Here is a 21100-nt window from a genome sequence, read left to right on the forward strand (position 1 = left end):
GCTGGCCGACGTGGACATGGAAAAGCACCCCGCAGACGCCGCCGGCCCCGGCCCCGCTCCCGCGCCGCCCGCCGCTCCGGCCCCCGCCGCACCGGCCGCCGGCGGGCTGCGCGCCTCCGACGCCGACCGGGACCGGATCGCACAGGTCCTCTCCGACGCGCTCGCGGAGGGCCGGCTGAGCGCCGAGGAGCACTCCGAGCGCCTCGACACCCTCTACGCGGCCAAGACGGTGGGGGAGCTGGAGGTGCTCGTACGGGACCTCCCCGCCGGAGCCGCCGCCCACCCCGCCGCCCACTCCGCCCACCCCGCAGCCCCCGCGGGGACCGGCCCGGTGGAGTCCGTGGTGGCCGTGTGCAGCAGCTCCACCCGCAAGGGCCGCTGGCGCCCGGGCCCGCACACCCGCGCGGTCTCCGTCCTGGGGGACATCACCATCGACCTCACCGAGGCGGTGTTCGAGCAGCAGGTCACCGAGTTCAACGTGGTCGCGGTCCTCGGCAACGTCGAGGTCCTGGTCCCGGAGAACGTCACCCTGCGCGGCTACGGCAGCGGGCTCCTCGGCAACTTCGAGGTGCACGGCGGGGGCGTGGCCGCCGACCCGCAGGCGCCGGTCGTGATCGTCCGCGGCCTCGCCGTGCTCGGCAACATCGAGGCCCGGCCCAAGCTCGGCGCCCGCCTCGTCGACCTCGCCGACAAGCTGCGCAAGCGGCTCGGCTGAGCGCGCCGCCGGTGGACGGGTTTCGGACGAACCGCGTCCGGCCCGCCGTCACCGGTGCATAGGGGCACGCGCAGCGGGTAGGGACAGGTGCATCGTCTCTCGCTCGCGTACCCGTCGTCAGGAGTAGACCGTGCCGCATCCGCCGCATCAGTCCCTGCAGGCAGCCGCCGTCCAGAGCCTTCTCACGCGCCCGGCCGCCGTGCCGAAGCCGCGGGTGCCGGCGAGGGAAGAGGGGGACGGGCCCTGGCACACGGAGGCGGTGTGCCGCAGGGACGAGGCGGGTCTGTTCTTCGCACCGTCCAAGGAGCCGACCGCGGCCCGGCTGGCCCGCGAGGAGGCGGCCAAGCGGGTCTGCGCCCGCTGTCCGGTGATGGTCGCCTGCCGGGAGCACGCGCTGCTCCAGCCCGAGCCGTACGGGGTCTGGGGCGGGCTGACCGCCGCCGAGCGGCGGGTGGTGCTGGGCCGCAGGCGGCGCCGCGCCGCCGAACTGCTGCCGGGCGCGCCCGGACCGGTCGCCGCCGCGGGCTGAGCCGCGGGCCGTGCAGGCCGTAGGAGACGACGAAGGGGTGTCCGGCGGATCAGGGCCGGACAGCCCGCGCCGCCGGGCGTCCCGGGCCCGGCCCTGATCCGCCGGACACCACTGCTGACACGACTGAGGGGCGGTCCCCCCGCACGGGGACCGCCCCTCAGTGGTGCCGTCACCGGCGGTGTTGGCTCCTACTGGGCGCGGCCCAGGGAGATGCCGCTGTAGGCGCGCAGCTTCGACAGGCGGTGCGTGGAGTCGATCTGGCGGATCGTGCCCGACTTCGAGCGCATGACCAGCGAGGAGGTGGTCGCGGTCTCCGAGCGGTAGTGGACGCCGCGCAGCAGCTCGCCGTCCGTGATGCCGGTGGCGACGAAGAAGACGTTCTCGCCGGACACCAGGTCGTTGGTGGTCAGGACGCGGTCGAGGTCGTGGCCCGCGTCGATGGCCTTCTGGCGTTCGGCCTCGTCCTTGGGCCAGAGCTTGCCCTGGATGGTGCCGCCGAGGCACTTTATGGCGCACGCCGAGATGATGCCCTCGGGCGTGCCGCCGATGCCCATGAGCAGGTCCACGCCGGTGCCCTCGCGCACCGCCATGACCGAGCCGGCGACGTCGCCGTCGGAGATGAACTTGATCCGGGCGCCGGTCTCGCGGATCTCCTTGACGATGCCCTCGTGGCGGGGGCGGTCCAGGATGACGACGGTGACGTCCTCGGGGGCGATGCTCTTGGCCTTGGCGACCCGGCGGATGTTGACCGAGACGGGGGCGTTGATGTCGACGAAGTCGGCGGCCTCCGGACCGGTGACGAGCTTGTCCATGTAGAACACGGCGGACGGGTCGAACATGGTGCCGCGGTCGGCGGCGGCCAGTACGGCGATGGCGTTCGGCATGCCCTTGGCGTTCAGGGTGGTGCCGTCGATCGGGTCCACGGCGATGTCGACCTCGGCGCCGGTGCCGTCACCGACGTGCTCGCCGTTGAAGAGCATCGGGGCTTCGTCCTTCTCCCCTTCGCCGATGACGACGACGCCGTTCATCGAGACGGTGGAGATCAGGGTCCGCATCGCGTTGACCGCGGCGCCGTCGGCGCCGATCTTGTCGCCACGGCCGACCCACCGGCCCGCGGCGAGCGCCGCAGCCTCGGTGACCCGGACGAGTTCGAGTGCGAGGTTGCGGTCGGGCGAGTCGGGGGCTACTTCGAGCTGGGGCGGCAGGTTGTGCTCGGTCATCGGAGCGCACCTTTCTGTACGACGACGGCCGGGAGTGTGAGGGTGCTGGAACTCTATCGGTTCGTCGACATATTGAGCAGAGCGGGTCACTTATGAGCGCATTATCGGTCAAGCGGTCCGGCTGAGCGGACACGGCGCGCCCCTCGCGCGCCGCTCGCCCCGCCGCCACGGCGACCCCCGGCGGTGATCGCCGTCTGCCATGCGGGACGATGGTGGGGTGGCAGGTATGAAAGGCAAGCAGACGGTCTGGGACATGGTCCGGTCGCTGGCGGTGATCGGTGTCGTGGTCGCGGGTATCTACATGTTCATCCCGCACGACGACAAAGCCGACCCGACGCGCACGGTCGACTACCGGGTGGAGACCCTGACGGCCCGGCGCGCGGCCCCGTACCCGGTGGCGGCCCCCGTGGGCCTGCCGGAGCAGTGGCGGGCCACGTCGGTGACGTTCGAGCGCAAGAACGCCAACGCCTGGCACCTGGGCTTCCTGGACCCGCAGCAGCAGTACGTGGCGGTCGAGCAGTCCACGGACGCCTCGCAGAAGAACGTCGCCAAGCTCACCCAGAAGGCGGCGCCCACCGGGCAGACCCAGCAGGTCGGCGACCGGGCGTGGGAGCGCTGGGACGGCGAGAAGTACGACGCGCTGGTGCGCCAGGACCAGGGCTACGTCACGGTGGTCACCGGGACGGGCTCCTTCGAGCAGCTGGGCGCGATGGCGGCGGCGCTGGAGTTCAAGCAGGGGCCGCAGGGCCAGTGAGCCCGCTCCGGCGCCCCGCGCCGGACGCACGTACGCACGTACGGACGGACCCACGAACCTACGGAAAGGCCGCCCGTCCCGGGGAAACCGGGGCGGGCGGCCTTTCGCGCATGCGCGCGTGCGCGCAATCGGCGCCGTCGTGCCGGGGCTCAGACGGTGGTGATGACCTCGTCGTAGGACAGGCGCGGCGAGCGGGGGTGGAAGGCGTCCTCGCCCGGCTTGCCGATGTTGACGACCATCAGGGCGGAGTGGTCGCCGTCGAGGAACTCCTTGCTGATGCCCTCGAGGTCGGCACCGGTCATCGGGCCGGCGGCCAGGCCGGCGGCGCGCACGCCGACGATGAAGTAGGCGGCCTGCAGCATGGCGTTGCGGCCGGCGAAGGCCTCGCGGGCCGGGCGCTCGGTGAAGAAGTCCTTGACCTGCGGGTAGTGCGGCAGGAGGGTGTCGAACTCCTCGTGGAACTCGTTGTCCGCGGCGAGGATCGCGACCAGCGGGGCGGCGGCCGTCTTGGCCTTGTTGCCGTCCGACATCAGGTTCACCAGGCGCTCGCGGGCCTCGGCCGAGCGGACCAGGGTGATGCGCAGCGGGGTGCCGTTGAAGGCGGTCGGGCCGTACTTCACCAGGTCGTAGATGGCCTGGACCTGCTCGTCGGTCACCGGCTCGTCGGAGAACGAGTTGGCGGTGCGGGCCTCGCGGAACAGCAGGTCCTGAGCAGCGGCGTCGAGCACGAGAGACATCGGTAAGCCTTCTTCTGTACGGAGGTGAAGCGGTAACCCGACTGTAGGACAAAAGTAGATGAAATTTCAACTACTTTCCTTCGCGGGTGATCCGGATCACTCCTCGGGGCCGCCCCCGTCGGCCGCCTCCGCCGCCTCCCGGGCGGCCAGCGCCGAGTCCAGCCGGGCGCGCGCGCCCTCCAGCCAGCGCCGGCAGACCGCCGCCAGCTCCTCGCCGCGCTCCCAGAGCGCGAGCGACTCCTCCAGCGAGGTGCCGCCGGCCTCCAGCTTGCGGACGACCTCGATGAGCTCGTCGCGCGCCTGCTCGTAGCCCAGCGTCGTACCGGCCTCGGTCATTCCCTGTCCCATCGTAGATGTGTCTTACAACGACTCTGTTGCCGGAACGTGTCCGTCTGTAGCGGGGCCCGAGCGGGCCTCCACCACCGTCACCGCGAACTCGCCCTCCGCCACCCGCGCGCGCAGCGCCTCGCCCGGCGCGACCTCCCCGGGCCCCCGCACCACGTGCCCGTCGGCCCGCTGGAGCACCGCGTACCCGCGCTCCAGCGTGGCCGCCGGAGACAGCGCCACCACCCGGGCCCGGGTGTGCTCCAGCTCCGACTCCGCCCGGTCCAGCAGATGTCCCAGCGTGCGCCGGCTGCGGCCCAGCAGGGCCTCGACCTCGTCCTCCCGGCTCTCCACCATCCGCTGCGGATGCACGAACACCGGCCGCGCGAGCGCGTGCGCCAGCCCCCGCTCCTCCCGCTCCAGCAGCCCCCGCAGTGCCCGCAGCCCCCGGCCCTGGAGCTGGCGCACCCGCTCCAGCTCCTCGCCGACGTCCGGCACCACCTTCTTCGCCGCGTCCGTCGGCGTGGAGGCCCGCAGGTCCGCCACCAGGTCCAGCAGCGGGGAGTCCGGCTCGTGCCCGATCGCCGACACCACCGGCGTACGGGCCGCCGCGACCGTCCGCACGACCTCCTCGTCCGAGAAGGGCAGCAGGTCCTCCACGCTGCCGCCGCCCCGCGCCACGATGATCACGTCGACCTCGTCCAGGGCGTCCAGTTCCTTGACCGCCCGCACCACCTGCGGCACCGCGTGCACCCCCTGCACGGCCACGTTGCGCACCTCGAAGCGCACCGCCGGCCAGCGCCGCCGCGCGTTCTCCAGCACGTCCCGCTCGGCCGCCGAGGCACGCCCCACCACCAGCCCGACCAGCTGCGGCAGGAACGGCAGCGGCTTCTTGCGGTCCAGCGCGAACAGCCCCTCGGAGGCCAGCGACCGCTTGAGCCGCTCCAGCCGCGCCAGCAGCTCCCCGATCCCGACGGGCCGTATCTCCGTCACCCGCAGGGACAGCTGCCCGCGCGGCGCGTACCACTCCGGCTTCGCCAGGACGACGACCCGCGCGCCCTCCGACACCACGTCCGCGACCTCGTCGAACACCTGGCGGAAACAGGTCACGCTGACGGAGATGTCGTGCGAGGGGTCGCGCAGCGTCAGGAACACCACCCCCGCCCCCGGCCGCCGGGACAGCTGCGTGATCTGCCCCTCCACCCACACCTGGCCCAGCCGGTCGATCCAGCCCCCGATGAGCCGGGACACCTGACCGACCGGCAGCGGCGCCTCCGCCGACGTATTGAGACCCATGCAGGCAGGCTAACCGCCGCCGCTGACAGCACCTTTCATTCCGGACCTTTCATTCCGGCTCTGTCCGGCCCCGCTGGAAGAACAGCACCCCCAGCCCCACCACCAGCCACACCGCCCCCACCGCCTGCGCCGTCGGCGAGGCCTCCACGATCACCGCCACCGTCACCGCCGCCCCCGCCACCGGCACCACCAGATGTGCGAACCAGCGCGGCGGGCCCTCCGCGCGCCGCACCACGAACCAGCCCACCACCGACGCGTGCAACAGGGTGAACGCCACCAGCGCCCCGACGTCCACCACCGACACCAGGTGGTCCAGCCCGTCGTCGCGCCGCGCCGCCCACACCGCCGCCACCAGCGTCACCACCGCCGCCACCAGCAGCGCCACCCTCGGCGTACCCCCCGAGGTCCGCGCCAGCACTCCGGGCAGCCGCCGCTCCCGGGCCATCGCGAACAGCAGCCGCCCCGCCGCCGCCTGCCCCGCCAGCGCCGCGAACGCCGCCCCCACCGCCTTGCTCACCGCCACCAGGTCGTGCAGCCAGCCCCCCACCGACGCCTCGACCGCCGTATAGAACGCGGGCCCCTGCAACGCCGGATCCGCGGCCAGCTCCGCCGCCGGGAACGGCGCCAGCAGCGCCGCCAGATACGTCTGCGCCACGAACAGCACCCCCGTCAGCGCCAGACAGAACAGCACCGCCCGGGCCACCCGCGCACTGCCCCCCGTCACCTCCTCCGCGAACGAGGCGATCGCGTCGAACCCCAGGTACGACAGCACCGCCACCGACACCGCCCCCACCACCGCAGCCACCGAGAACTCCAGCGACCCGTCCCCCGTCAGCGGCGACAGCCACCCCCGCCGCGCCCCGTCCCGTACCAGCACCGTCACCGCCGACACCAGGAACACCAGCAGCACCACGATCTCCATCGCCAGCACCGCGAACCCCACCCGCGCGGCCGCCCGCACCCCCCACAGGTTCAGCAGGGTCGTCACCACCACCGCCAGCGCCGTCCACACCCACCGCGACACCTGCGGCACCAGGGCGTTCATCGCGATCCCCGAGAACAGGTACGCCACCGCCGGGATCAGCAGGTAGTCCAGCGCCGCCATCCACCCCGCGACCATCCCCGGCCCCTCGCCCAGCCCCTTGCGGGCGTACGTGAACACCGACCCCGCCTGCGGCGCCACCCGCACCATCTGCGCGTACGAGAACGCCGTGAGCCCCATCGCCACGGTCGCGACGACGTAGACGAGCGCGACCGCCCCGTGCGACTTCGCGTCCAGGGCGCCGAAGACCCCGACCGGGGCCATGGGTGCGATGAAGAGCAGCCCGTAGACCACCAGGTCCCGGAAACCCAGACTCCGCCGCAGTACCGCGGGCGCGGCCGTACCGGGATCCACAGCGGCTGCCATCGTTCCTCCGGGGGCGGTGAAGGGGCGGTGAGGGGGCGGTGGGGACGGACGTTCGACCCAGTCTCTGCCGGACGGGGGGCCTCCGGCCTCCTGGAGCCCCCCGTACGATGGAGCGTATGACTGCCCCCGCACCCGCCTCCCGCCGCGTCCTGCTCGCCGCCCCGCGCGGTTACTGCGCGGGCGTGGACCGCGCCGTGATCGCCGTCGAGAAGGCCCTCGAGCAGTACGGCGCCCCGGTCTACGTCCGGCACGAGATCGTGCACAACAAGTACGTCGTCCAGACGCTGCAGAAGAAGGGCGCCATCTTCGTCGAGAAGACGGAGGAGGTCCCGCCGGGCAGCATCGTCATGTTCTCCGCCCACGGCGTGGCCCCCGTGGTGCACGAGGAGGCGGCGCGCGGCCGGCTCGCGACCATCGACGCGACCTGCCCCCTGGTCACGAAGGTCCACAAGGAAGCGATCCGCTACGCCAACGAGGACTTCGACATCCTCCTCATCGGCCACGAGGGCCACGAGGAGGTCATCGGCACCTCCGGCGAGGCCCCCGACCACATCACCATCGTCGACGGCCCCGACGACGTGGCCAAGGTCGAGGTCCGCGACGAGTCCAAGGTCGTCTGGCTCTCCCAGACCACCCTCTCCGTCGACGAGACGATGGAGACGGTCGACGCGCTGAAGACGAAGTTCCCGCTGCTCGTCTCCCCGCCCAGCGACGACATCTGCTACGCCACCTCCAACCGCCAGGCCGCCGTCAAGGCGATGGGCGCCGACGCCGACCTGGTCGTCGTCGTCGGCTCGAAGAACTCCTCCAACTCCATCCGCCTCGTCGAGGTCGCCCTGGACGCCGGCGCCCGCGCCGCGCACCTGGTCGACTTCGCCGCCGAGATCGACGAGGCCTGGCTGGAGGGCGTCACCACCGTCGGCCTGACCTCGGGCGCCTCCGTGCCGGAGGTGCTGGTCGAGGAAGTCCTGGAGTGGCTGGCCCAGCGCGGCTTCGCCGACGTGGAGATCGTCAAGACGGCCGAGGAGTCCATCACCTTCTCGCTGCCCAAGGAGCTCCGCCGCGACCTGCGCGCCGAAGCCGCCGCACTGGTGGCCGAGGGCGCCGACGAGTAGCCCGCGCGGCGCCCGCTCCGTACCGTGAGCCCATGCAGATCTTCGGTGTGGACATCGGCGGTACGGGGATCAAGGGCGCTCCCGTGGACCTGGACCGCGGCGAACCGGCGCAGGAGCGCCACAAGGTACTGACACCACATCCGGCCACCCCCGAGGGGGTGGCCGGAGGCGTTGCCGAGGTCGTCCGGCACTTCGCCTGGGAGGGGCCGATCGGCGTCACCTTCCCCGGCGTGGTCACCCACGGCGTGACCCGGACGGCCGCCAACGTCGACAAGGCCTGGATCGGCCTCGACGCGGCCGCCCTGCTCTCCACCACCCTGGGCGGCCGCCCGGTCACCGTCCTCAACGACGCCGACGCGGCGGGCGTCGCCGAGATGACGTACGGGGCGGGGCGCGGGGTGCCCGGCACGGTCGTCCTGCTCACCCTGGGCACCGGCATCGGCAGCGCCCTCTTCCGCGACGGCCGGCTCGTACCCAACACCGAGCTGGGCCACCTGGAACTCAAGGGCCACGACGCGGAGACCCGGGCCTCGGTGAAGGCCAAGGAGGACGGGGACCTCAGCTGGGAGCGCTGGGCGCGCCGGCTGGACAAGTACCTGGCGCACGTCGAGATGCTCTTCTCCCCGGACCTCTTCATCCTCGGCGGCGGCGTCAGCCGCAAACCGGAGAAGTTCCTCCCCCTCCTCAAGGACGTCCGCGCGCAGATCGTCCCGGCGAAGCTCCAGAACAACGCCGGGATCGTCGGCGCGGCCATGGCGGCACGCGACGGCCTGACGCAGTGATCATCAGGGATCAGTAGGCGGCGGACCTGCCGCCACGCCTCGCCGCCCGGCGCCGCCCGCTCAGCGCGGCGCGCCGCACCAGTGCGATCAGCCCCGCGACCAGCGTCCCCGCGTACAGCCACCCGGCGTGCAGGGACAGCGCCGACACCACCCCCATCAGCTCCCCGCCGAAGCCGCCGGAGCCGCCCGACACGGGCCACACTCCGGCGGCGAAGGCGATGGGCACGCACACCGGCGCGGTGATCAGGTCGGCCGGGCGCACCCACAGGGCGGTCAGGGCGGCCACGGGCAGGAACAGCAGCCCGTACGCGAACAGCGAGGAGTCGAACAGCAGCCAGCAGATCCCGGCGACGAGCAGCATCGCCGCGCAGGCGAACAGCCCGCCGCCGAGCCCGGTCAGCCGGGGCCGCGGCATCCGCCGGGCGGCCGGCGCGGGGGGCCGGGGGCGTCGTACCGCCTGTGCGGGCACCTGCGGGTGACGTACCGAACGCATCCTGTATCGCTCCACCCCACCAACCTAGGCGGGAGGCCCCGCCCAGCCCGCCCGGACACGCGTGCAACCACGTCCGCGCTCATAGGAAAGTAAACTGTCCGACGGCCCACTCCGGGCCGCCGCCCCCATACAGCTACGGGAAGTCGCCAACGTGTCGCTCACGATCGGAATCGTCGGCCTGCCGAATGTCGGCAAGTCGACCCTGTTCAACGCCCTGACCAAGAACGACGTACTGGCGGCCAACTACCCGTTCGCCACCATCGAGCCGAACATCGGCGTCGTCGGCGTCCCGGACAAGCGCCTCGCGGTCCTGGCCGGGATCTTCAAGTCGGAGCGCATCCTCCCGGCCACGGTCGACTTCGTCGACATCGCCGGCATCGTGCGCGGCGCCTCGGAGGGCGAGGGCCTGGGCAACAAGTTCCTCGCGAACATCCGCGAGTCGGACGCGATCTGCCAGGTCATCCGTGCCTTCAAGGACGAGAACGTCGTCCACGTCGACGGCAAGGTCTCGCCGAAGGACGACATCGAGACGATCAACACCGAGCTGATCCTCGCCGACCTCCAGTCCATCGAGAAGGCGATCCCCCGCCTGACGAAGGAGTCCCGCCTCCAGAAGGACAAGGTCGCGGTCCTGGCGGCGGCCGAGAAGGCCCAGAAGATCCTGGAGAACGGCGACACCCTCTTCTCCCAGGGCATCACCAAGGGCACCGAGCAGGGCGACCTCCTGCACGAGCTGCACCTGCTGACCACCAAGCCGTTCCTCTACGTCTTCAACGTGGACGAGGACGAGCTGACGGACGACGCCTTCAAGGCCGAGCAGTCCGCCCTGGTCGCCCCGGCGGAGGCCATCTTCCTCAACGCGAAGCTGGAGGCGGACCTCGCCGAGCTGGACGACGAGGAAGCCCTGGAGCTCCTCCAGTCGGTCGGCCAGGACGAGCCCGGCCTCGCCACCCTCGGCCGCGTCGGCTTCGCCACCCTGGGCCTCCAGACCTACCTGACGGCCGGCCCGAAGGAAACCCGCGCCTGGACCATCAAGCAGGGCGCCACGGCCCCCGAGGCGGCCGGCGTGATCCACACCGACTTCCAGCGCGGCTTCATCAAGGCGGAGGTCATCTCCTTCGCGGACCTGGTCGCCTGCGGCTCGGTCGCGGAAGCCCGCGCGAAGGGCAAGGCCCGCATGGAGGGCAAGGACTACGTCATGCAGGACGGCGACGTGGTCGAGTTCCGCTTCAACGTCTGAGCGGATGAAATAACACCACGTCGCTGACGTGGCAAACATGCAGGTCAGGAGGGGGCGGACTCTATCGAGTCAGCCCCCTTCGTCGTCACCGTGCTGGATGGGTGCTGGATATCCTGACGGTGGGTCAGCGGCGATCAGGTCCCATACGCGGTGGACCGGTGTCCCACATGAACGACCCAGAGCACCAGCTCCCCGTTGTCGATCGTGTAGACGACGCGGTAGTCGCCGACGCGCAGACGGCGTCGCTCGGGCTGGGACGCGAGTGCGGTGGTGTTGAGGCCGAGGGGGTCGGTCTCCAGCTCGGTCAGCTTGGCCAGGATGCGAAGTGCCATGTGGCGAGGGATCTTCCGGAGCTCGGCCTGAGCCTCGGGTCGGAGGACGGTTCGGTACTCACTCACCGCGCGCCAGCGTCTCCCTCATGATGTCCTCGATCGGGATGCCGGGTGTGGGGGTGGCCATGCGCTCGTCGATGATCCGGTTGATCTCGCGCTCTTCCCACTCCTGGTACTTGCGCAGCACCTCGATGGAGACCACGGCGGCGACTTCCTTGCCCCGGCGCGTGATCACCGTGGGTACGTCGTCGCGGTCCGCGCGCTCCACGACCTCCGCCAAGTGCGCGCGCACGTCGCGGATGGACTCTACGGGCAGTGGCTGCGTCATGCGCTCAAACGTACCGAGTGTCCCATGTGTACACAATGGCCGGAGTCCATGGCGGTCCGTCGCTCGCGCTGGATGAACTCGCACCGTGCTGGATGGGTGCTGGATCGGCTGAGTGACCATCGGTCGTTTCCCCCCTCGGATGACACCAAGAGAGTGGTACGTTATTGAGTACCACTTGATGGGAGGGATGAAGTCATGTCCATAACCGCGAGTGAAGCCCGCAAGGAACTGTTTCCGTTGATCAAAAAGGTCAACGAGAACCATGAAGCCATCGAGATTGTCTCCAGGCACGGCAACGCGGTGCTTGTCTCGGCCGAGGACTACGCGGCGCTGCGCGAGGGCTCCTACCTGCTGCGCTCGCCAGCGAACGCCCGGCGGCTGCTCAAGGCGTACGAGAACGCCCTGTCGCACATCCACGTGTCGGAGCGTGAGCTGATCGATCCCGAGTCACCGGACGCAGGTGCGGGTGCCGCGTGAGGCTTGTCTTCGAGGATCTGGGCTGGGGGGACTACACCTGGCTCAAGAACGACCGCAAGATGCTCGCCCGGATCAACAAGCTGATCGAAGATGTCAGGCGTGACCCCTTCACGGGCATCGGCAAGCCGGAGCCGCTGAAGTATCACCTGCCTGGGGCCTGGTCGCGACGGATCGACGAAGAGCACCGCCTCGTCTATCTGGTGACGGACAAGGAGATCGTCATCCTCGCCGCCCGGTATCACTACTGATTTCGGAGGCCTCCAGCAGCGACCACGTGCGGGACGCTTCGACGAGGTGCTCCCAGGGCGCGGTCCAGTCGAGTTCCCAGTCCAGTGCGGTGCCGGAGATGCCGTACGTGCGGCCGGCGTCCACCCGCCAGAACTGGGAGTAGAGGATCACCTGGGCGTGGTCGGCCAGGTCGTTGACGATCTCGGTGAAGCGGGCCGCGGGCCAGCCGGGGGCGTTGTCCGCAGCGGTGGCTCGTAGTCGCGCGGTGAGCGGCGGGACGACAGGGCTACGGGCGTCGAGTTCGGTCAGCGCCCAGCGGATGCCGGCAGACTCGGTCCAGTCCGGTGGGGTCGCCCGTTCCAGGCAGGCGCGGTAGGCGCGGCGCAGGGGCTCGATGGCGCCGTCGATCTCCAGGCTCGCCAGGGCCACGGCCGCCCATTCGCGCACGGTCGGGTTGCGGCTTTCCAGCAGGTCGATGAGGGCTGGGCCGCAGCGGGGATCGCCCACTTCCTCGAAGACCTCGATGGCGGTCAGCTGGCCGAAGCCGCCGAGGGAAGGCAGCCCGTCGATGATGGCCGGTATGGCGTCGGCGCCGATCCAGATCAGCTCTGCGCGGGCGTCGTAGGACTCTTCGGCTTTACCGTCGAGCTGCTGGACGAGTGTCTTGATGTGGGTGGTCATGACGCGGAGTGGTCCCGGAGCCGGCGGTGCTCGTCGCAGGTGCCGAAGTCCTGGTAGTTGAGCTGGGCCCCGACGAGAGAGGCCTTGTTCGCTCCGCCGTCCATGGCCGGCCACCGGAACTGGACCCCGTCGTCCTCCCAGAAGCAGACGGGGCAGTCTCGTAGGAGCCGGGCACGGCGTCGAGCACGCGGTGCCCGCAGCAGGGACAGGGGTTGCGGTCGCTCACATGCGCAGTCTCGCTGCGGGTCCAGCCGGTGCGCCATGGATTTCTCGGGCCTCGGCACCCCCGATCAGTCCGCAGCGAGTCCACAGGAGACTCGTAAAACCGCAGTCGTCATCTCCCGCCAGCTCGGTGTGACGGGCTCCCGCTGGAGAGTCGGCGATCCCGGTCCGGGGGATTTCGGTGACGTGCCGCGCCATGACCGGCCTCGCCAGGGCCGCTTTCCCGTGACCTGGAAGGTCCCCCGGTCCGGCGCCTCCGTCGTCGCTTAACCTCCGTCCATGGACGCAACAGAGCTGACGGAAGCCCGGATCGAGGGTGGGGGCAACGTTCTGGTCGCGCCTTCGGGGTTGTGGGGCGATGGGGGCCTGCTCGGGGATTTTCTCGGGGTCGCGGTCACTCCGGAGGGGCTGGCTTCCGGGTCGGTAGGCCTCGGGGGCAAGACCGTCTACCTGTGTGGCGACGTCTCCGGGATCAGTGCCCGCCAACTGCGCGGCGCGGCCCGGGTGTTCGTCGTCCGGGAGCTGTCGCACGGCTACCGCGAGGGTGGCGGCATGCCGTGGACCGCCGTCGGTGTCGGGCGGGTGCCGCTGCAGGTGCACGGCGTCGGCGTGTACTACCGCCGGTTCTTCGACCCCGACGCCGATCACTTCCGGCGGATCCGTGCGGAGCACGAGTTCCAGTCCCTGACGGAGTCCACCAAGCCGGGAACGGCCCATCGCAGCGGGATCTATCTGACGCCCGTCACGCGGAACGGCGACGAACTGCACTTCCGTCTGCTCCGGTGCTCCACGAACCTGTCGGGGCCGACCGAGGGGTTCGGCCCGACCGACACGGCCATCGTCGACGACCTGAACCGCGAGGCCGCCGCCGTCTTCCGGGATGCGGCGCCGCTGAACCACGTCCTCGCCCAGATCTACCACAACACCCTGGCCACGGCCGAGCGCAAGCAGTCCAAGGCCAGGATCTCGGCCCACGCCGACAAGACGAAGGACATGCCGGTCAACGGCGTCATGGCCTTCTGCACCTTCTACGACGGGCTGGAGAAGCTCCAGCCCCTGGCGGAAGACGCCTTCGACCACGGGGTGAAGGGCGTCAGCGGGCTGACCAGGCTCCGCTTCCGGCTCAAGGAGACGGCCGACGAGGAGGCGGCCGGGGCCGGGCACCCCGCGCGGTTCGGCGTGACGCTCCACCCCGGCTCCGTGTTCTTCATGCCGCTGTCCACCAACCGCCTGTACACGCACGAGATCCGGCCCGCGGCGCTGGACGCCGAGTCGCTGCCGACGCGCCTGGGATACGTGGTGCGCTGTTCGAGCGCCGAGGCGGTCCACAAGGACGGCCGCACGTTCCTCAAGAGGGACGGGGGCCTGGTGGAGCTGGGACCGCCCACGCCGGAGGGCATGGACCGGCTGCGCGGGCTGTACGCCGAGGAGAACCGGACCTCGTCCGTCATCGATTACGGCAGCGAATTCCTCTTCAGCATGAACACGGGAGACTACGTTGCCCCGCGGATCTAGCCTCGCGGACGTGATCGGCTGCTACGCCCTGCCGGTCGAGGGGGAGTTGTTCGAGGAGCTTTCCGGGGCGACCCGCTGGGAGGACGTGGGGAAGGGCCGGCAGGGCGCCGTGCTGACCCGGGTCGACGGGGCGGGAGGCGTGCCCCTCGTGCGCACCACCACCCGGTACGGCAGCCCGGCCCAGCGGTTCCGGGCGGTGCACGAACGGCTGGCGCGGCAGGTGCAGGAGTGCGCGGGGGTGTCGGCCGGCTTCAACAACGCCCTCGTCGAGAGCTATTCGAACGCCTATAGGACCATGGGTAGCCATTCCGACCAGGCCCTCGACCTGGCCGACGGGTCGTGCATCGCCCTCTTCTCCTGCTACCGGTATCCGCAGGCGGGTCCGCCGAGGAAGCTCGTCTTCGAATCGAAGGATGCGCCCGGGGGCGAGAGGTTCGAGGTCCCGCTCGCCCACAACAGCGTGGTCGTGTTCTCCGTCGCATCGAACCGGCGGCTCAGGCACAAGATCGTGCTGGACGCGCCGGCCCCGGCGGAGGACAACCGGTGGCTGGGCGTGACCTTCCGGACGTCGAAGACCCTCGTCCGGTACGGGGAGGGCCACGCACACCTCCCGGGCGGTGCGCGCCTCGTGCTGGCGGACGAGGAGCAGAGGAGCGAGTTCTACCGGCTCCGGCGTCGCGAGAACCAGGAAACGGACTTCGTCTACCCCCCGCTGGCGTACACCCTCAGCGAGAGCGATCTGCTGCCGCCCGTCTAGGCCGAGCGCGTAGCCGACGCGGTAGCCGCCGACGCGCAGCCGGCGACGCCCAGCCGGCGGCCTATGGCCTACAGGCCCCGGACCGAGGCGATCGAGAACGTCGTCGGGGTGCCCGTCGAAGGGGTCATCGGGCCGCCCTTGTCGAACTGGGAGCGGACCACCAGGGTGCGGGTCGGGGTCTGGGCCAGGGTGGTGGGGATCTGGAGGGCCGGGTCCGTGAGGGTGTGGAGCAGGCGGGCGTGGGTGCCGTCCGGGGTGAGCTGCCAGCGGCTCAGGGTGTTGGTGATGTTGTGGGCCGCCCGGAGGGTGCCGGTGGGGGAGAGGTCGAGGCCGTCGGCGGCCTTGAGGTCGCCGCCCGTGAGGGTGACCCGGCTGAGGGCGCCGGTGGCGAGGTCGACGCGGTGGAGCTCCCCGGCGGTCATGTCGACCGCGAGGAGGTAGCGGCCCGCCGCGTCGGAGGTGATGCCGTTGAGGGTGAACTTGCCGGGCGGGGGCGGGGTGACCTGGTGGCTCAGGTCGTAGCCCACCGTCAGGGCGCCCGAGCCGGCCCGCAGCTGGGCGGGGGTGACCCGGTAGATCACCGCGCGCACGCTGTCCGTCAGGTAGGCGGTGCCGTCCGGGGTGATGGTCAGGTCGTTGATGAAGTGCGGGACGGCCGGGTCGGCCTCGAAGTGGGCCAGGCGGGCGCCGGTCGCCGTGTCGTACACCGCGACGCCGGCCGTGGAGTCGGTGACCCACAGGCGGCCCCGGGGGTCGACGCGCAGGCCGTTGGCGGTGTGCCGGCCGTCGGTGCCGGAGGGCAGGAACACCTCGGCCGTCCGGGCGCCGGGGCGGGCGCGGTAGACGGTGCCGTCCGCGTACGAGCCGACGTACACCGTGCCGGTGCGGGCGTCGGAGGCTATGCCCTCGGGGTAGACCTTCGCGCCGGGCAGCGTGAAAGCCGTCGAGACGCGGGCGGGGCCGGGGGCGGCGGCCGTGGTGAGCGCCGCGGTCAGGGTCAGGAGGGCGGCGACGGGCAGGGCGTATGACAGCTTGCGCATGGGTGCATCCTTCTGAGTAGGTGGGTTCGAAGAGTAGTTAGGGTTCTAATGCTTGGCAAGGGTCATAGGATGGCGCCATGACCTCCATGCCCCCCGAGGAGCGCATCGGCTCGCACGTCAAGCGCGCCGAGCAGGCGCTGCTCGCGGCGAAGACCACTGCCTGCAAGCCGGCTGCCGTAACGGTTCCGCAGTACGCGGCCCTGCTCTGGCTCGCCGAGAAGCCGGGCATCTCCGCCGCGGCCCTGGCCCGGCTCTGCGGGGTCACCGCGCCGACGATGAACACCGTGCTGAAGAACCTCCACGAGCGCGGGCTCGTCGAGCGCACCCCGCACGAGTGGCACCGCAACGTGCTGGAGACCCGGCTCACCGCCGAGGGGCGCGCCGCGATGGAGCTCGCCGACGCGGGCGCCGTGCGCGTGGAGACGGCGCTCGCGGGCGCCTTCACCGCGGAGGAGCGCGAGCAGCTCATCGCCCTGCTGGGGCGGTGCGCGGAGGCGCTCGACGCCCTGAAGTGAACGGTTCGACTCCTTCGAACCCGAGGCGCCGGACAAGTTTTTGCGGAAATTTGGAACGATCCGCAGAATTCGCTCATCAGGACTAACCAAGGGGATGTCCGCGTGCCGTCCCGCCCCGGGGTGGCCGAGACCGTTCGGAGCGAAGTTCGTGCATCAGTACCCTCAGCAGTCTTCCGGCCACGAGCCCGAACGGGCCGGGGGCCGCGGGAAGTCGCGGCGCGCGGTGTGGATCGGCGCGGGCGTCGCCGGGGCGCTGCTCCTCGGCGGCGGGGGCTTCGCGGCCTACAAGAACGAGTGGTTCGACGGCAACGGCCAGGCCGTCAGCTTCGGCAAGGACCACGCGCCCGCCACCCCGGGCAAAACCGCCGACGGCTCCGCGAAGAAGAGCGCGAGCCCGTCCGCCTCGCCGACGCCCACCGGTGACCCGGACGTCCAGCTCCCCGCCGGCCCCAGGTCGGAGTTCAAGCAGACGACCAAGCTCGACGACGGCACGGTCATCGCCAAGACGCGCCTGGCCGGGGCCAAGTCCGGCTTCGAGGGGGACGTCTGGGTCTGGGCCCCCAAGGAGTACGACGACCCCAGGTACGCCAAGAGCGCCTTCCCGGTCCTCATCGCCCTCCCCGGCGGCAACGGCTTCCCGGCCAACTACTGGTCCGACCGCAGCCTCGGCCTCCAGACGGCGATCAGCGAGGGGGTCCAGGCCGGGACCAGCCTGCCCTTCGTCGTGATCATGCCGGTGCTCAACCCGGACAACAAGTACTACTACGACGGCGCCGACATACCCGGCCAGCCCAAGATGGGCACCTGGATCGCCGAGGACGTCCCCGACTTCGTCCGCGCCAACTTCCGCACCTACAAGTCCCGCGACGGCTGGGCCTTCATGGGCTCCTCCTCCGGCGCCTTCGTCGGCATGAAGACGGTCCTCCAGTACCCGGACCGCTTCAAGGCCGTGATCGCCAGCGGCGGCGAGATCGTCCCGGACTCGCCGCTGTGGAAGGGCCACCAGGCGGAGATGGACGCGAACAACCCCGAGAAGCTCGCCGACAAGCTGATCAAGGCCGGCGGCCCGGACGTGTACATCAACTTCCAGATCGGCACCAAGGAGTCCGGCAAGGACCGGATGACGAAATTCGTCCAGCAGTACGGCAAGGGCCCCGTCAAGACGACCATCCGCGACATCCAGAACGGCGAGCACAACGGCTGGCACTACGTGCGCGGCATGAAGGAGGGCTCGCTGGAGTGGATCAGCAAGGTGCTGAAGGGCCCGAAGCCCGAAGCCGGCTGAACCGGGCCGGGCGGAGTCCGGCCCGGCCCGGCCCCGGCCCGGCTCAGCCCGGCCCAGCCCCGCACCGGCCGCACAGGCGTCCGCCACGTGGCCCTCGCCACGTCGCCCCGGTCCCAGGCAACCCCTACGGTCGTTGACACCTCTGTAGAAGCGAAAAGGGGGACCAATCGGTCCGACCCGCGCCCAACCAGGGCGCCGGAGAAGGAACGGGACACATCCGTGCAGTATGACCAGCAAGACGGCGGCGACGGCGGCCCCACCACCGGCGGGCCCGCCACCGACGGCGCCCCCGCCACCGACGGCGGCCGTCGCCCCGCACGCGGCCCGCGCGGGCGCAAGATCCTCATCGGCGGCGGCCTCGCCCTCGCCCTCGCCGCCGGCGGCGGGGCGGCGTACGGGTTCGGCCTCTTCTCGGACATGGGGGACCCCGTCTCCTTCGGGAAGATCCAGGAGTCGGCGGCCGCCGAGGACATCCGCCCGGGGGTGCTGATGCCCACCGGCCCCAAGTCCGCGTTCGTCCGCACCAGCCGGCTCCCGGACGGCACGCAGATCGCGATGACCACCCTGACCGGCAAGAAGTCCGGCTTCACGGGTGACGTGTGGGTGTGGGTCCCGAAGGAGTACGACGACCCCAGGTACGCCAAGAGCGGCTTCCCCGTCCTGATCTCCCTGCCCGGCGGCCGCGGCTACCCCAAGAACTACTGGGGCACCGGGCCCGGGCTGGGCCTCCAGCAGGCCGTGATCGACGGGGTCAAGAAGGGCACCAGCCTCCCGTTCATCCTGGTCATGCCGGTGATCAACGCCGACACCAAGCACCACTACGACGGCTCCGACATCCCCGGCCAGCCCAAGATGGGCACCTGGATGGCCGATGACGTCCCGGATTTCACGCGGGCCAATTTCCGGACCTTCACCTCCCGCGACGGCTGGGCCTTCATGGGCTCCTCCTCGGGCGGCTTCGGCGCGTTCAAGCACGTCCTGAAGTACCCCGACCGCTTCAAGGCGGCCATCGCGAGCGGCGTCGACTTCGTCCCGGACTCCCCGCTGTGGAAGGGGAACCGGCAGGCGATGGACGAGAACAACCCCGAGAAGCTCGCCGAGCTGCTGATCAGGGAGGGCGGCCCGGACGTCTACATCAGCTTCCAGATCGGCACCAAGGAGAGCGGCCGGGAGCAGACCGAGGCATTCATGAGGGAGTACGGGAAGGGCCCCGTGCACACCCGGCTCCAGGTGATCCAGGATGGGGAGCACAACGGAAAATCGTATGTACGCGGTATGAGGGAGGGCTCCCTGGAGTGGATCAGCAAGGTGATGCAGGCACCCACACCCGACCCCGGCGTGCGATGAGCCCGGTGGTGAAGGGGGCGGCGGCGACGGCCGCCGCCGCGGGGATCGTGGCGGTGGCCGCCGCCGTGCTCCTCGGGGCGTCCGGCGAACAGCCGGTGCACCCCTTCCCCACCGTCGGCGTGCTCATGGCGAACGGGGAGCACTGGTGCACGGCGAGCGTGGTCGACAGCCCCAAGGGCAACGTCGTCGCGACCGCCGCGCACTGCGTGGCCCCGGCCGGCGAGGACGGCCGGCCCGGCGAGGCCGCGCACGACGGGCTGGCCATCGGCGAACTCTCCTTCGCGCCGGCCTTCTCCGGCGAGGGCCCGGGCACCCAGCCCCTCGGGGTGTGGAAGGTCCGCTCGATCCACGTGGACGAGCGCTGGACGAAATGGGGCGACGAGACCGCCGACTTCGCCTTCCTCACCGTCGAGCCGGACGGGAACGGGCGCAGCCTTCAGCAGCGGGTCGGCCAGGGCGAGGCGCCCAAGCCGGACTGGACCTCCGGGTACGAGCGCGAGGTCACGGTCGTCGGCTACCCCGAGTCCGACCACAACCCGCAGAACAAGCCCGTCTCCTGCACCACCCAGACCCGGCACGACGCGGACGACCCCGACATGCTGTACATCAGCTGCGCCGGCTTCTGGACCGGCACCAGCGGCAGCCCCTGGATCGCCGACCGCGGCGGCACCGGCCAGCCCGGACGGCTCATCGGGGTGCTCAGCGGCGGGGACACCGACGTGGACTCCACGGCCGCGCTGTACGACGAGAGGGCCAAGGCCCTCTACGAAGCGGCGGCCCGGGGCTGAGCCGGCCCCGGGGACCGGAGGCTACTTGCGGCGCTCGGTGCTGACGATCACGCCCACCGCCGCCACCACGATCGCACCGCCCAGCACGATCGGCAGGGTCAGCGGCTCGTCCAGGATCAGCGCGCCCAGCGCCACGGCCACCACCGGATTGACGTACGCGTACGTGGCCACCAGCGACAGCGGCGCCGCCTGGAGCAGCCACGCGTACGCGGTGAACCCGACGACCGAACCGATCAGCACCAGGTAGCCCAGCGCCAGCCAGGAGGCGGTGGAGAACGAGCCGGGATCCAGACCGCGCTGCTCGCCGCGCAGCAGCCCGACCGCCACCTGGGCGGCCCCGCCCCACAGCATCTGGTAGACGCTGCCCGTGAACGGGTTCCCCGGCAGCGGCAGCCGCCCGGCGGAGAAGGACCCCAGCGCCCAGGTGACCGACCCGGCCACGACCAGCAGCACCCCCGACAGCCGGACCTCCCCGCTGAGCCCCGGGCTGGTCAGGACCGCCATGCCCGAGAGCCCCACGAGCACCCCGGCCAGGGTGCGCGCGGGCGGCCGGTCCCCGGTGACCGCCCGCAGCACCACCACCCACATCGGCACCGCCGCCACCAGCAGCGCGGCCAGCCCCGAGGGCACGGAGGTCTCGGCCAGGACGACCAGGCCGTTGCCGCCGAGCACCAGCAGCAGGCCGACCACCAGCGTCGACCCGAGCTGCGCGCGGGTGACGCGCAGCGCGGAAGGCCCGTACCGCCAGGCGACGATCCCGGCCAGGACCAGGCCGGCGGACAGGAAGCGGGCACCGGCGGACAGGAACGGCGGCATGGTCTGCACGACGATCCGGATGCCGAGGTAGGTCGAGCCCCAGACGACGTACACGAGGGAGAGGGCCGTCCAGACGGCCCCGCCGGTCCCGCGGTGGGGAGTGTCCGGTTCCGCCGTCGCCGGCTCCGCCGGTATCGAGGTGCTCATGGCCGGATC

26 protein-coding genes are annotated in these 21100 nt (G+C 71.3%); 14 read left to right on the forward strand and 12 right to left on the reverse strand.

The window, feature by feature from the left end:
• Positions 1-10: 10 nt before the first annotated feature.
• Both B4U46_RS22910 and B4U46_RS22915 read left to right on the forward strand, forming a co-directional pair.
• A complete protein-coding gene (locus tag B4U46_RS22910) occupies positions 11-715 on the forward strand; it encodes a DUF1707 SHOCT-like domain-containing protein (protein WP_079431931.1) in 705 nt (234 codons plus the stop codon).
• Between the two features lie 130 nt (positions 716-845).
• A complete protein-coding gene (locus tag B4U46_RS22915; protein WP_398898798.1) occupies positions 846-1244 on the forward strand; it encodes a WhiB family transcriptional regulator in 399 nt (132 codons plus the stop codon).
• A 188-nt stretch (positions 1245-1432) separates the two neighbouring features.
• On the opposite strand, the gene glpX is transcribed toward B4U46_RS22915, so the two are convergent.
• Positions 1433-2464 carry a class II fructose-bisphosphatase gene (gene glpX / locus B4U46_RS22920; protein WP_079429574.1) on the reverse strand — a complete coding sequence of 344 codons (1032 nt, stop codon included), beginning with the start codon at positions 2462-2464 and terminating at the stop codon, positions 1433-1435.
• 226 nt (positions 2465-2690) lie between these two features.
• Here glpX and B4U46_RS22925 point away from each other — a divergent pair, with 226 nt between their 5' ends.
• Entirely contained in the window at positions 2691-3218 is a 528-nt protein-coding gene (locus tag B4U46_RS22925; protein WP_237293351.1) for a DUF4245 domain-containing protein, read from the forward strand.
• Between the two features lie 149 nt (positions 3219-3367).
• Here the strand turns inward: B4U46_RS22925 and B4U46_RS22930 are convergent, their stop codons facing one another.
• The 4 genes from B4U46_RS22930 to B4U46_RS22945 all read right to left on the reverse strand — a co-directional run bounded on the left by B4U46_RS22930 (position 3368) and on the right by B4U46_RS22945 (position 6983).
• Entirely contained in the window at positions 3368-3955 is a 588-nt protein-coding gene (locus tag B4U46_RS22930; protein WP_079429576.1) for a malonic semialdehyde reductase, read from the reverse strand.
• 96 nt (positions 3956-4051) lie between these two features.
• Positions 4052-4303 (reverse strand): exodeoxyribonuclease VII small subunit, encoded by a 252-nt coding sequence (locus B4U46_RS22935; protein WP_167747604.1) that lies wholly within the window; start codon positions 4301-4303, stop codon positions 4052-4054.
• Positions 4304-4315: 12 nt separating this feature from the next.
• Entirely contained in the window at positions 4316-5575 is a 1260-nt protein-coding gene (gene xseA, locus B4U46_RS22940) for an exodeoxyribonuclease VII large subunit (RefSeq protein ID WP_079429578.1), read from the reverse strand.
• A 49-nt stretch (positions 5576-5624) separates the two neighbouring features.
• Positions 5625-6983, reverse strand: a complete 1359-nt coding sequence (locus tag B4U46_RS22945) for an APC family permease (protein ID WP_079429579.1) — start codon at positions 6981-6983, stop codon at positions 5625-5627.
• 107 nt (positions 6984-7090) lie between these two features.
• Here B4U46_RS22945 and B4U46_RS22950 point away from each other — a divergent pair, with 107 nt between their 5' ends.
• Together B4U46_RS22950 and ppgK are read left to right on the forward strand one after the other, a co-directional pair.
• Complete coding sequence (locus B4U46_RS22950) at positions 7091-8098, forward strand: 4-hydroxy-3-methylbut-2-enyl diphosphate reductase (protein WP_079429580.1); 1008 nt, start codon at positions 7091-7093, stop codon at positions 8096-8098.
• 32 nt (positions 8099-8130) lie between these two features.
• A complete protein-coding gene (ppgK, locus tag B4U46_RS22955) occupies positions 8131-8880 on the forward strand; it encodes a polyphosphate--glucose phosphotransferase (RefSeq protein WP_079429581.1) in 750 nt (249 codons plus the stop codon).
• Between the two features lie 10 nt (positions 8881-8890).
• Here the strand turns inward: ppgK and B4U46_RS22960 are convergent, their stop codons facing one another.
• Positions 8891-9373 carry a DUF6542 domain-containing protein gene (locus tag B4U46_RS22960; RefSeq protein WP_311736913.1) on the reverse strand — a complete coding sequence of 161 codons (483 nt, stop codon included), beginning with the start codon at positions 9371-9373 and terminating at the stop codon, positions 8891-8893.
• 151 nt (positions 9374-9524) lie between these two features.
• Between B4U46_RS22960 and ychF the strand changes: the two genes are divergently transcribed.
• Positions 9525-10613: a redox-regulated ATPase YchF gene (gene ychF / locus B4U46_RS22965; protein WP_079429583.1), complete on the forward strand. Its 1089-nt coding sequence runs from the start codon at positions 9525-9527 to the stop codon at positions 10611-10613.
• A gap of 134 nt (positions 10614-10747) precedes the next feature.
• On the opposite strand, the gene B4U46_RS22970 is transcribed toward ychF, so the two are convergent.
• Both B4U46_RS22970 and B4U46_RS22975 read right to left on the reverse strand, forming a co-directional pair.
• Complete coding sequence (locus B4U46_RS22970) at positions 10748-11011, reverse strand: type II toxin-antitoxin system RelE family toxin (RefSeq protein WP_079429584.1); 264 nt, start codon at positions 11009-11011, stop codon at positions 10748-10750.
• On the reverse strand, positions 11004-11273 hold the full coding sequence (locus B4U46_RS22975) for a type II toxin-antitoxin system Phd/YefM family antitoxin (RefSeq protein ID WP_079429585.1): 270 nt from the start codon (positions 11271-11273) through the stop codon (positions 11004-11006). Before B4U46_RS22975 ends, B4U46_RS22970 begins: the two co-directional genes overlap by 8 nt.
• A 195-nt stretch (positions 11274-11468) precedes the next feature.
• Here B4U46_RS22975 and B4U46_RS22980 point away from each other — a divergent pair, with 195 nt between their 5' ends.
• Positions 11469-11750 carry a type II toxin-antitoxin system Phd/YefM family antitoxin gene (locus B4U46_RS22980; RefSeq protein WP_079429586.1) on the forward strand — a complete coding sequence of 94 codons (282 nt, stop codon included), beginning with the start codon at positions 11469-11471 and terminating at the stop codon, positions 11748-11750.
• Entirely contained in the window at positions 11747-11998 is a 252-nt protein-coding gene (locus B4U46_RS22985; protein WP_079429587.1) for a Txe/YoeB family addiction module toxin, read from the forward strand. The genes B4U46_RS22980 and B4U46_RS22985 overlap by 4 nt, the downstream gene beginning before the upstream one ends.
• On the opposite strand, the gene B4U46_RS22990 is transcribed toward B4U46_RS22985, so the two are convergent.
• Together B4U46_RS22990 and B4U46_RS39240 are read right to left on the reverse strand one after the other, a co-directional pair.
• The gene (locus tag B4U46_RS22990; protein WP_079429588.1) at positions 11970-12659 is read right to left on the reverse strand and encodes a HEAT repeat domain-containing protein; all 690 of its coding nucleotides are present in this window, start codon (positions 12657-12659) and stop codon (positions 11970-11972) included. The genes B4U46_RS22985 and B4U46_RS22990 overlap by 29 nt on opposite strands.
• Positions 12656-12763, reverse strand: coding sequence for a CPCC family cysteine-rich protein (locus B4U46_RS39240; protein WP_237293080.1), 108 nt, complete (start codon positions 12761-12763; stop codon positions 12656-12658). The genes B4U46_RS22990 and B4U46_RS39240 overlap by 4 nt, the downstream gene beginning before the upstream one ends.
• A gap of 397 nt (positions 12764-13160) precedes the next feature.
• Here B4U46_RS39240 and B4U46_RS23000 point away from each other — a divergent pair, with 397 nt between their 5' ends.
• Both B4U46_RS23000 and B4U46_RS23005 read left to right on the forward strand, forming a co-directional pair.
• A complete protein-coding gene (locus B4U46_RS23000; RefSeq protein ID WP_079429589.1) occupies positions 13161-14396 on the forward strand; it encodes a hypothetical protein in 1236 nt (411 codons plus the stop codon).
• Positions 14397-14406: 10 nt separating this feature from the next.
• A complete protein-coding gene (locus B4U46_RS23005) occupies positions 14407-15153 on the forward strand; it encodes an alpha-ketoglutarate-dependent dioxygenase AlkB (protein WP_420543165.1) in 747 nt (248 codons plus the stop codon).
• Between the two features lie 68 nt (positions 15154-15221).
• Here the strand turns inward: B4U46_RS23005 and B4U46_RS23010 are convergent, their stop codons facing one another.
• Positions 15222-16193: an SMP-30/gluconolactonase/LRE family protein gene (locus tag B4U46_RS23010; protein ID WP_079429591.1), complete on the reverse strand. Its 972-nt coding sequence runs from the start codon at positions 16191-16193 to the stop codon at positions 15222-15224.
• 77 nt (positions 16194-16270) lie between these two features.
• Here B4U46_RS23010 and B4U46_RS23015 point away from each other — a divergent pair, with 77 nt between their 5' ends.
• From B4U46_RS23015 to B4U46_RS23030, 4 genes are all read left to right on the forward strand, one after another.
• Positions 16271-16708 carry a MarR family winged helix-turn-helix transcriptional regulator gene (locus B4U46_RS23015; RefSeq protein WP_079429592.1) on the forward strand — a complete coding sequence of 146 codons (438 nt, stop codon included), beginning with the start codon at positions 16271-16273 and terminating at the stop codon, positions 16706-16708.
• Between the two features lie 148 nt (positions 16709-16856).
• Positions 16857-17993 carry an alpha/beta hydrolase gene (locus tag B4U46_RS23020; protein WP_079429593.1) on the forward strand — a complete coding sequence of 379 codons (1137 nt, stop codon included), beginning with the start codon at positions 16857-16859 and terminating at the stop codon, positions 17991-17993.
• A 219-nt stretch (positions 17994-18212) separates the two neighbouring features.
• Positions 18213-19340, forward strand: a complete 1128-nt coding sequence (locus tag B4U46_RS23025) for an alpha/beta hydrolase (RefSeq protein WP_079429594.1) — start codon at positions 18213-18215, stop codon at positions 19338-19340.
• The gene (locus B4U46_RS23030; protein ID WP_079429595.1) at positions 19337-20128 is read left to right on the forward strand and encodes a trypsin-like serine peptidase; all 792 of its coding nucleotides are present in this window, start codon (positions 19337-19339) and stop codon (positions 20126-20128) included. The genes B4U46_RS23025 and B4U46_RS23030 overlap by 4 nt, the downstream gene beginning before the upstream one ends.
• 21 nt (positions 20129-20149) lie before the next feature.
• On the opposite strand, the gene B4U46_RS23035 is transcribed toward B4U46_RS23030, so the two are convergent.
• Positions 20150-21091 (reverse strand): EamA family transporter, encoded by a 942-nt coding sequence (locus B4U46_RS23035; protein ID WP_079429596.1) that lies wholly within the window; start codon positions 21089-21091, stop codon positions 20150-20152.
• Between the last annotated feature and the right edge of the window lie 9 nt (positions 21092-21100).

The sequence above is a fragment of the Streptomyces katrae genome, from assembly GCF_002028425.1.
GTDB lineage: Bacteria > Actinomycetota > Actinomycetes > Streptomycetales > Streptomycetaceae > Streptomyces > Streptomyces katrae_A.

What these genes read in the sequence shown, in the direction of transcription:
- B4U46_RS22925 (WP_237293351.1), top strand. Translation starts at nt 2,691, where the DNA reads ATGAAAGGCAAGCAGACGGTCTGGGACATGGTCCGGTCGCTGGCGGTG.
- B4U46_RS22975 (WP_079429585.1), bottom strand. Translation starts at nt 11,273, where the DNA reads ATGACGCAGCCACTGCCCGTAGAGTCCATCCGCGACGTGCGCGCGCAC.
- B4U46_RS23010 (WP_079429591.1), bottom strand. Translation starts at nt 16,193, where the DNA reads ATGCGCAAGCTGTCATACGCCCTGCCCGTCGCCGCCCTCCTGACCCTG.
- B4U46_RS23000 (WP_079429589.1), top strand. Translation starts at nt 13,161, where the DNA reads ATGGACGCAACAGAGCTGACGGAAGCCCGGATCGAGGGTGGGGGCAAC.
- B4U46_RS22930 (WP_079429576.1), bottom strand. Translation starts at nt 3,955, where the DNA reads ATGTCTCTCGTGCTCGACGCCGCTGCTCAGGACCTGCTGTTCCGCGAG.
- B4U46_RS23035 (WP_079429596.1), bottom strand. Translation starts at nt 21,091, where the DNA reads ATGAGCACCTCGATACCGGCGGAGCCGGCGACGGCGGAACCGGACACT.
- glpX (WP_079429574.1), bottom strand. Translation starts at nt 2,464, where the DNA reads ATGACCGAGCACAACCTGCCGCCCCAGCTCGAAGTAGCCCCCGACTCG.
- B4U46_RS22935 (WP_167747604.1), bottom strand. Translation starts at nt 4,303, where the DNA reads ATGGGACAGGGAATGACCGAGGCCGGTACGACGCTGGGCTACGAGCAG.
- B4U46_RS22945 (WP_079429579.1), bottom strand. Translation starts at nt 6,983, where the DNA reads ATGGCAGCCGCTGTGGATCCCGGTACGGCCGCGCCCGCGGTACTGCGG.
- B4U46_RS39240 (WP_237293080.1), bottom strand. Translation starts at nt 12,763, where the DNA reads ATGGACGGCGGAGCGAACAAGGCCTCTCTCGTCGGGGCCCAGCTCAAC.
- B4U46_RS22990 (WP_079429588.1), bottom strand. Translation starts at nt 12,659, where the DNA reads ATGACCACCCACATCAAGACACTCGTCCAGCAGCTCGACGGTAAAGCC.
- B4U46_RS23015 (WP_079429592.1), top strand. Translation starts at nt 16,271, where the DNA reads ATGACCTCCATGCCCCCCGAGGAGCGCATCGGCTCGCACGTCAAGCGC.
- xseA (WP_079429578.1), bottom strand. Translation starts at nt 5,575, where the DNA reads ATGGGTCTCAATACGTCGGCGGAGGCGCCGCTGCCGGTCGGTCAGGTG.
- B4U46_RS22980 (WP_079429586.1), top strand. Translation starts at nt 11,469, where the DNA reads ATGTCCATAACCGCGAGTGAAGCCCGCAAGGAACTGTTTCCGTTGATC.
- B4U46_RS22960 (WP_311736913.1), bottom strand. Translation starts at nt 9,373, where the DNA reads ATGCGTTCGGTACGTCACCCGCAGGTGCCCGCACAGGCGGTACGACGC.
- B4U46_RS23030 (WP_079429595.1), top strand. Translation starts at nt 19,337, where the DNA reads ATGAGCCCGGTGGTGAAGGGGGCGGCGGCGACGGCCGCCGCCGCGGGG.
- B4U46_RS22950 (WP_079429580.1), top strand. Translation starts at nt 7,091, where the DNA reads ATGGAGCGTATGACTGCCCCCGCACCCGCCTCCCGCCGCGTCCTGCTC.
- ppgK (WP_079429581.1), top strand. Translation starts at nt 8,131, where the DNA reads ATGCAGATCTTCGGTGTGGACATCGGCGGTACGGGGATCAAGGGCGCT.